At 23.3% G+C, this 6,008-nt stretch carries 5 protein-coding genes; 1 reads left to right on the top strand and 4 read right to left on the bottom strand.

The genetic code is table 11. The annotated features are described in order from the left end of the window. Positions 1–209: 209 nt before the first annotated feature. The 3 genes from QZ146_RS08890 to gatA all read right to left on the bottom strand — a co-directional run bounded on the left by QZ146_RS08890 (position 210) and on the right by gatA (position 2,997). Positions 210–377 (bottom strand): glycosyltransferase, encoded by a 168-nt coding sequence (locus tag QZ146_RS08890; protein WP_365316955.1) that lies wholly within the window; start codon positions 375–377, stop codon positions 210–212. Positions 378–557: 180 nt separating this feature from the next. Then, positions 558–1,547, bottom strand: a complete 990-nt coding sequence (locus QZ146_RS08185; protein ID WP_295723433.1) for an acyltransferase — start codon at positions 1,545–1,547, stop codon at positions 558–560. Between the two features lie 67 nt (positions 1,548–1,614). Further along, positions 1,615–2,997 (bottom strand): Asp-tRNA(Asn)/Glu-tRNA(Gln) amidotransferase subunit GatA, encoded by a 1,383-nt coding sequence (gene gatA, locus QZ146_RS08180; RefSeq protein ID WP_295723431.1) that lies wholly within the window; start codon positions 2,995–2,997, stop codon positions 1,615–1,617. 264 nt (positions 2,998–3,261) lie between these two features. Between gatA and QZ146_RS08175 the strand changes: the two genes are divergently transcribed. Next, positions 3,262–4,056, top strand: a complete 795-nt coding sequence (locus QZ146_RS08175) for an HAD family hydrolase (protein WP_295723428.1) — start codon at positions 3,262–3,264, stop codon at positions 4,054–4,056. Between the two features lie 822 nt (positions 4,057–4,878). Here the strand turns inward: QZ146_RS08175 and nudC are convergent. After that, positions 4,879–5,682, bottom strand: a complete 804-nt coding sequence (gene nudC / locus QZ146_RS08170; protein WP_295723426.1) for an NAD(+) diphosphatase — start codon at positions 5,680–5,682, stop codon at positions 4,879–4,881. Between the last annotated feature and the right edge of the window lie 326 nt (positions 5,683–6,008).

Below are 6,008 nucleotides of genomic sequence, written 5' to 3'. Positions count from 1 at the left end.
AGAATTTTTCTTTAAGATTATTTTTCATACATTTCATTACTAATCTAAATGCGTCTATTCTATAGATTATGAAATCTTCCTTATATTCTGTGTAATAGCTATTATCTATTATAAAATTAGCAAGTTCTATACCACTATCTTTTGATGAAATTTTTTTTCAGTTTCATCGTAAATTGCAGTTTGAAACATAGTTATTTCTGTATTATATTTTATAGCTTCACTGTATGATACTTCATAGGTTCTTTTTTAATCCAATCATCACAATCAACAAATGATATATATTCACCTTTTACAATATCTAGTCCAATATTTCTACTAGTTCCAAGACCTAAATTTATTTTATTATTTATAATTTTTATTCTATTGTCTTTTTTTATATTCTTTTAAAAAATTTTTTGTGATGAATCTATTGATCCATCATTAATCAGGATGATTTCTTATCTTTTAAATTTTGTTTTATTATACTATCCAGGGATTTTTTTAAATATTTTTCTCCATTATATACAGACATATGACTGTTATTTTAGGATTTTTCATTAATATCACAAATTTTAAAATTAATAATATCCTGAAAATTTCTTGATAAATGGAATCTTACTTAATATTAATACTAAGAGCCATGATATAATAAAGACAGTTATTACAGTAATTATATAAAATATAAATGATTGTGTACCTGTTAATTTCATTGGTTTTACTAGTGGTGGAAGTATACCAAATATTATAGGATGTTGAACTAAATACATTCCATAACTAGCCCTACTTACAGATAAGTTGAATTTCTTTATAATATTCACTTCCAGAAATTTATATAAAATTCCTTTCTTATCATATATTGATTTAATAAAGATAAATACGGATGTTACTTGTATAATTTGCAATAAACTTAAATCTAAGTAGGTATGAAACTCATGTGAATAATTATAATTACCAGTTTTCATTTTTATCACAGATGTTATGATAAATAAGACTACTGATAAAATTATTAACTTATTCGGGGAAGTATTTGTCTTTTTATTAAATAGATAATATCCTAATATTAAATATGAAACAGGTGTATAGAAGAATGATATGTCTAATGCATATTTTATATTGTATATATTACAAACCTGATTAAATATTGAAAATATTATAAATATTATAATATAATATTCTATTTCTTTTTCATTTGAGTGTTGAATGAATTTATTTATTATTGGCACTGCTAAAAGTACTCCAATAATCATCCAAGAATACCAGTAATAGTAGAGCACATTATTTGTTATTTTACTAATGTATATTAATACTGTAAAAAATATTAAAGGATAAATTACTCTAATTACACGTTTTTTTAGATAATCTTTTAGTATAATATCTTTATTTAAAAATAACGCTCCTGTAATCATTAAAAATAGGGGAACTGCAAATCTACATAACTGATCGATTTTAGCTAATCTAAAGTGTAACACTTCAGCTCCTCCTATTAGACTAAGTGCATGTGCTACAATTACTGCTAATATTGCTATAAATTTTAAATTATCTATGTATTCTATTCTTTTATTGGCCATTCAATCACTTTTATTTTTAAAATAATATTTTTAAAAAATTAAAAAAATAATAAAAAAAATTAATGATTTAATCCAATTCAAATGCTGAAATTGCTTGAATTATTTTTAAATCATCTTCAGGTTTTGCCTGAATTTGTAATCCGACAGGTATATTATCAACGGTACCTGCTTTAATGCTTGCTGCAGGAATACCAGCAAGATTTGCTATAACTGTAAGTACATCATATGCATACATTTCCATAGGTTCTAATTTTTTTCCTATTTCGTGTGGTAGTTTTGGGACTGTTGGACCTACAATTAAATCAACATCTTCTAACATTTTATTAATTTCATTTCTAATAAGGGACCTTGCTTGTAGAGCTTTTTTATAGAATTTTCCGCTGTATTCTTGTTGTGATATGTATGATCCAATTTCAATTCTTCTTAATACTTCCTCACCACAACTTTCTTCAATTCTATAACCATATTCTCTTCCATCATATTTTCTTGTTGCTGAGAAAAATTCTACATAATTGATTAAGTAATAAGTTGGAAGACAAATGTCAATATAGTCAAAGTTAAGTTCTATTAACTCAGCACCTAAGGATACAAGTTTGTCTATTGCTTCATCTATAACATTATTAATTTTATCATCTGTTACTTCAATAAATTCCTTAACTTTAGCTATTTTCATTCCTTCTAGTGGTTTATCTTTTTCTTTTACTTTTATAGCTTCTTCTGTAAAATTAGGTATTTCAGTATTTAATGTTGTACATTCTTCTCTATCATAACCTGCAATAGTATCAAGTGCAAGAGTAAGTCCATATACATCATTACTCATTGGACCTATTTGATCAAGACTCATTGATAAATCCAGTAAACCTTGTCTAGATACTAGTCCGTATGTAGGTTTAAAACCTTCGATACCACAATGTGAAGCAGGGTTTCTTATACTTCCACCAGTATCTGAACCTATTGCAATATCACACATTTTTCCTGCTATTGCTGCTGCTCCTCCACCTGAAGATCCTCCTACAATTTTTCCTGGTGCAGAAGGGTTATTACAAACTCCATAATAAGAGGTTTCAGTTGAACTTCCTGCTGCAAATTCATCCATATTATTTATTCCTATAATTATTCCATCTGCAGCTTTTATTCTTTTTACAACTGTTGCATCATAACTTCCAATATAGTTTTCTAAGGTTTTACTTGCAGCAGAAATAGTTAAATCTTCAACATTAATATTTGCTTTAATTCCGATTACAAGACCTGCAAGTGGTCCTACATCTTCACCGTTTTGAATTTTTTCATCTATTTCTTTAGCTTTCTTTATAGCTTCTTCTTTATTAAGTTCTATAAATGCATTTATTGATGGGTTTTCATCATCAATTACTTTTATATAACTATTAACATTATCTAATGCTTTTAATTCTCCATTTTTAATTGCATTAGCTTTTTCTAATACATTCATTAAAACACCTAATATTTAGATTATTTAGTTATTTTGAATAAAATTTTATATTTTCTAATTAATTTAAAATTTAATATAATATATTTATAATAATTTAATTTTATTTTTTAGATTTAAATATGTTATTAATTTTTAGCTATTTTTATTTTTTTAAATTATTTCTTTTAATTTTTTAATATTATCTTTCTTCATTGATTTTTTTTATTTTTCTTAAAAATTTATATAGACTTAAAATAAATTATTATTTGTATATTAAGTGATTTTATGAATAATAAAGCAATTGTATTTGATAATTCTGGAACTATTTTAAAAAGGTATAAGATTATTAAAAATGTTAAAACCGGAGAATTTATCGATAATATTAATTCTTTAACTATAATTGATAATTTAGATAGTGGTGCTTTAGCTATATTACAATTTAATACTAAATGTCTATTTAAATTAAATTCTAATACTACAATTTATGATTTAATATCTAAGTATAATATAGAATTTACAGTAAGTTACAGTACTTATAATATGGATTATAATAATATTTTCAATATTATTAAAGAAGACCCTTCTACTATTTCAGATATTACAGATGGAATCAATTTATTAAGAGAAAATGTGCCTAATATGGATATATGTAATGGTACAGCATTAATCCTTGATTGTAAAAATCATGAAATTTTATATACAATTACATCAGCAGGAGTATTATTTGATAATCTTAAATTTACAATAAATAAATTAAAAGAAATAGGTTATGATATTTTTATCGCTTCAGGTGATAGAACTGCAACTATTCAGTATTTATGTAATATTTTAAATATAGATTCTTCGCATGGTTTTCCTACAGCATCTCCTGAAGATAAAAGAGACATCGTTAAATCTTTACAGGAAAAATATGATTGTGTAGTTATGGTAGGTGATGGTCAAAATGATTATTATGCACTTAGTGAAGCTAATATAGGAGTATTAACTATAGCCCAATCACCTATAGAATCAGATAAACTTATTAGCGCTACAAATTTTATTATTTCAGATTTATTAGAATTATTAAATATATTAGATTAGCTATTATTATTTATTTAATTATCTTTATTCTTATACTATATCAAATTCATATTTTTCAGTACTTTTTTAGTTTTTAATTTTTTTTTTATAGCTATTTAACTCTATTATTCCTTTGTGAATATATTTAAGTAAATTTATATCTAAATTTACTTCTTCAAGTATTAAGTGTTGGTCTTTTATACCATTATTATCATTATGTGATAGTATTCTATATTTTTTTTAACTAGAAAAATTCCTCACAGTTTTCACATGTATTTGCATGTCCAGTATTATTGTAATTTTTTAGTTTGTACTTTCTTGTATTTTTTCTAGTTATTCAATCTTATTTCCTAATTAATTAATCTTTCAGGTAAATTTTCAACTGATATTTTTACTTTACCAGTTCTTTTGCATAACCAATACATTTTCCTATAGAATCTATTGACAGTTCAATGCATAATCTCTAAGCCATTTATCCTTTCTTCTTACTTTCCCTGGATGTAGGGTAATAGCGTTAGCTTCTATTTTATTAGCTATATCTATTGTTTCTATGATTTGTTTTACTGATTCTTTTCTTATTCCATGTTAATACTTGTAAGATTTAAATCTACATCTGTCCATGTTATTTATATCTATTCCATTTTTATTCAATTTTCTAATTAAATTATTATTATTTTTTAGTCTATATGCTAATATGGACCTTTAGATAATATTTCTATTATACTAAATCTTTCTTTTGAAGCTATTTCTAGTATATCATTTAAATTTTTATCAATCATTGGATGTTTATTATATCCAAGTTCCATATAATCCCTATTTTTTATTTTTTTATTTTATCTATAATTAGCTATTATCTAAAAAATCGTCTATTAACCATGATGAAATACTTATTTTTGATCTTCTTTCAATTTCATCTTTACTAAACCATCTTGCTTTTAATATTTCTTCTCCATCTACCTTAATCTCTCCACTATCATATTCGGCTTTAAAACCTATCATTAATGAATTAGGAAATGGCCATGATTGACTTGCAAAATATTTTATATTTTTTATATTTATTCCTACTTCTTCTTTTACTTCACGTTTAACTGCTTCTTCAAGAGTTTCTCCTGCTTCTACAAAACCTGCAAGTATGGTGTAGTTTTGTTTTTTATAATAACTATGATAAGCCATAAGTAATTTATCTTTATTATTTATTGATACAATTATTGCTGGTGCAATTCTTGTAAAGTTTATATGGCCACATTTTGGACATTTAAGCATCATTTCTTTATCATCTAACACATTATGAGTTCCACATACACCACAGTATTGATGATTTTTGTACCAATTTACTACTTGTATTCCTCTTCCTGCTATTAAAAATAGTTCTTCATCTATTCCATATAGATCTTTAAGATTATAGTATATTTCATTTGATTTTTTTATATTTATAACATAACAGGGATGGTTTTTATATTCTCCAATATATATTTTAAAATCTATATTAAATTCTTTTAATTTATTTATTTCAAGGAGAGGTATTTCTTTTTTTTCATTTAAGTATATTTCATCCTTATAAAAAATTAAATAATATGATTTTTCTGATGTTTTATAATTTTTCTTAAAATCTATTTTGTAATTATCATACAAACTTACATTTTTCATATTAATTTATTTGTTTTTTTAATATAACAATTTAATTATTTTTCTTGTCTTTAAATAATAATTTTCAGTTTTTATTATATCTTATAAGTTATAATTTTTATTTTATTATTACTTATTTCTTATAAGTTATAAGTTATAATACATTTTCTTATATCTTCTAAGTTATAACTTATAATAAATTATTAATTCTATTTCTTTTATTTTTTTCTAATAAAGAGAGTGGGACGCAAAATTTTTTATAAATTTTTCTCAACATTAAAAAAAAAAATAATTAAAATTTTTAATTTTTTATATATTTTTCTTATTTTAAGTATTTTTTCTATTTA

It is taken from the genome of uncultured Methanobrevibacter sp. (genome assembly GCF_905235195.1).
GTDB lineage: Archaea > Methanobacteriota > Methanobacteria > Methanobacteriales > Methanobacteriaceae > Methanarmilla.
Note: the sequence above shows the minus strand (reverse complement) of the source record. Positions and strands in the feature narration are given on the sequence as shown.

Bases quoted from the DNA above. Each gene is read 5' to 3' on its own strand.
- QZ146_RS08185 (WP_295723433.1), bottom strand. From the start codon at position 1,547: ATGGCCAATAAAAGAATAGAATACATAGATAATTTAAAATTTATAGCA.
- gatA (WP_295723431.1), bottom strand. From the start codon at position 2,997: ATGAATGTATTAGAAAAAGCTAATGCAATTAAAAATGGAGAATTAAAA.
- QZ146_RS08175 (WP_295723428.1), top strand. From the start codon at position 3,262: ATGAATAATAAAGCAATTGTATTTGATAATTCTGGAACTATTTTAAAA.
- nudC (WP_295723426.1), bottom strand. From the start codon at position 5,682: ATGAAAAATGTAAGTTTGTATGATAATTACAAAATAGATTTTAAGAAA.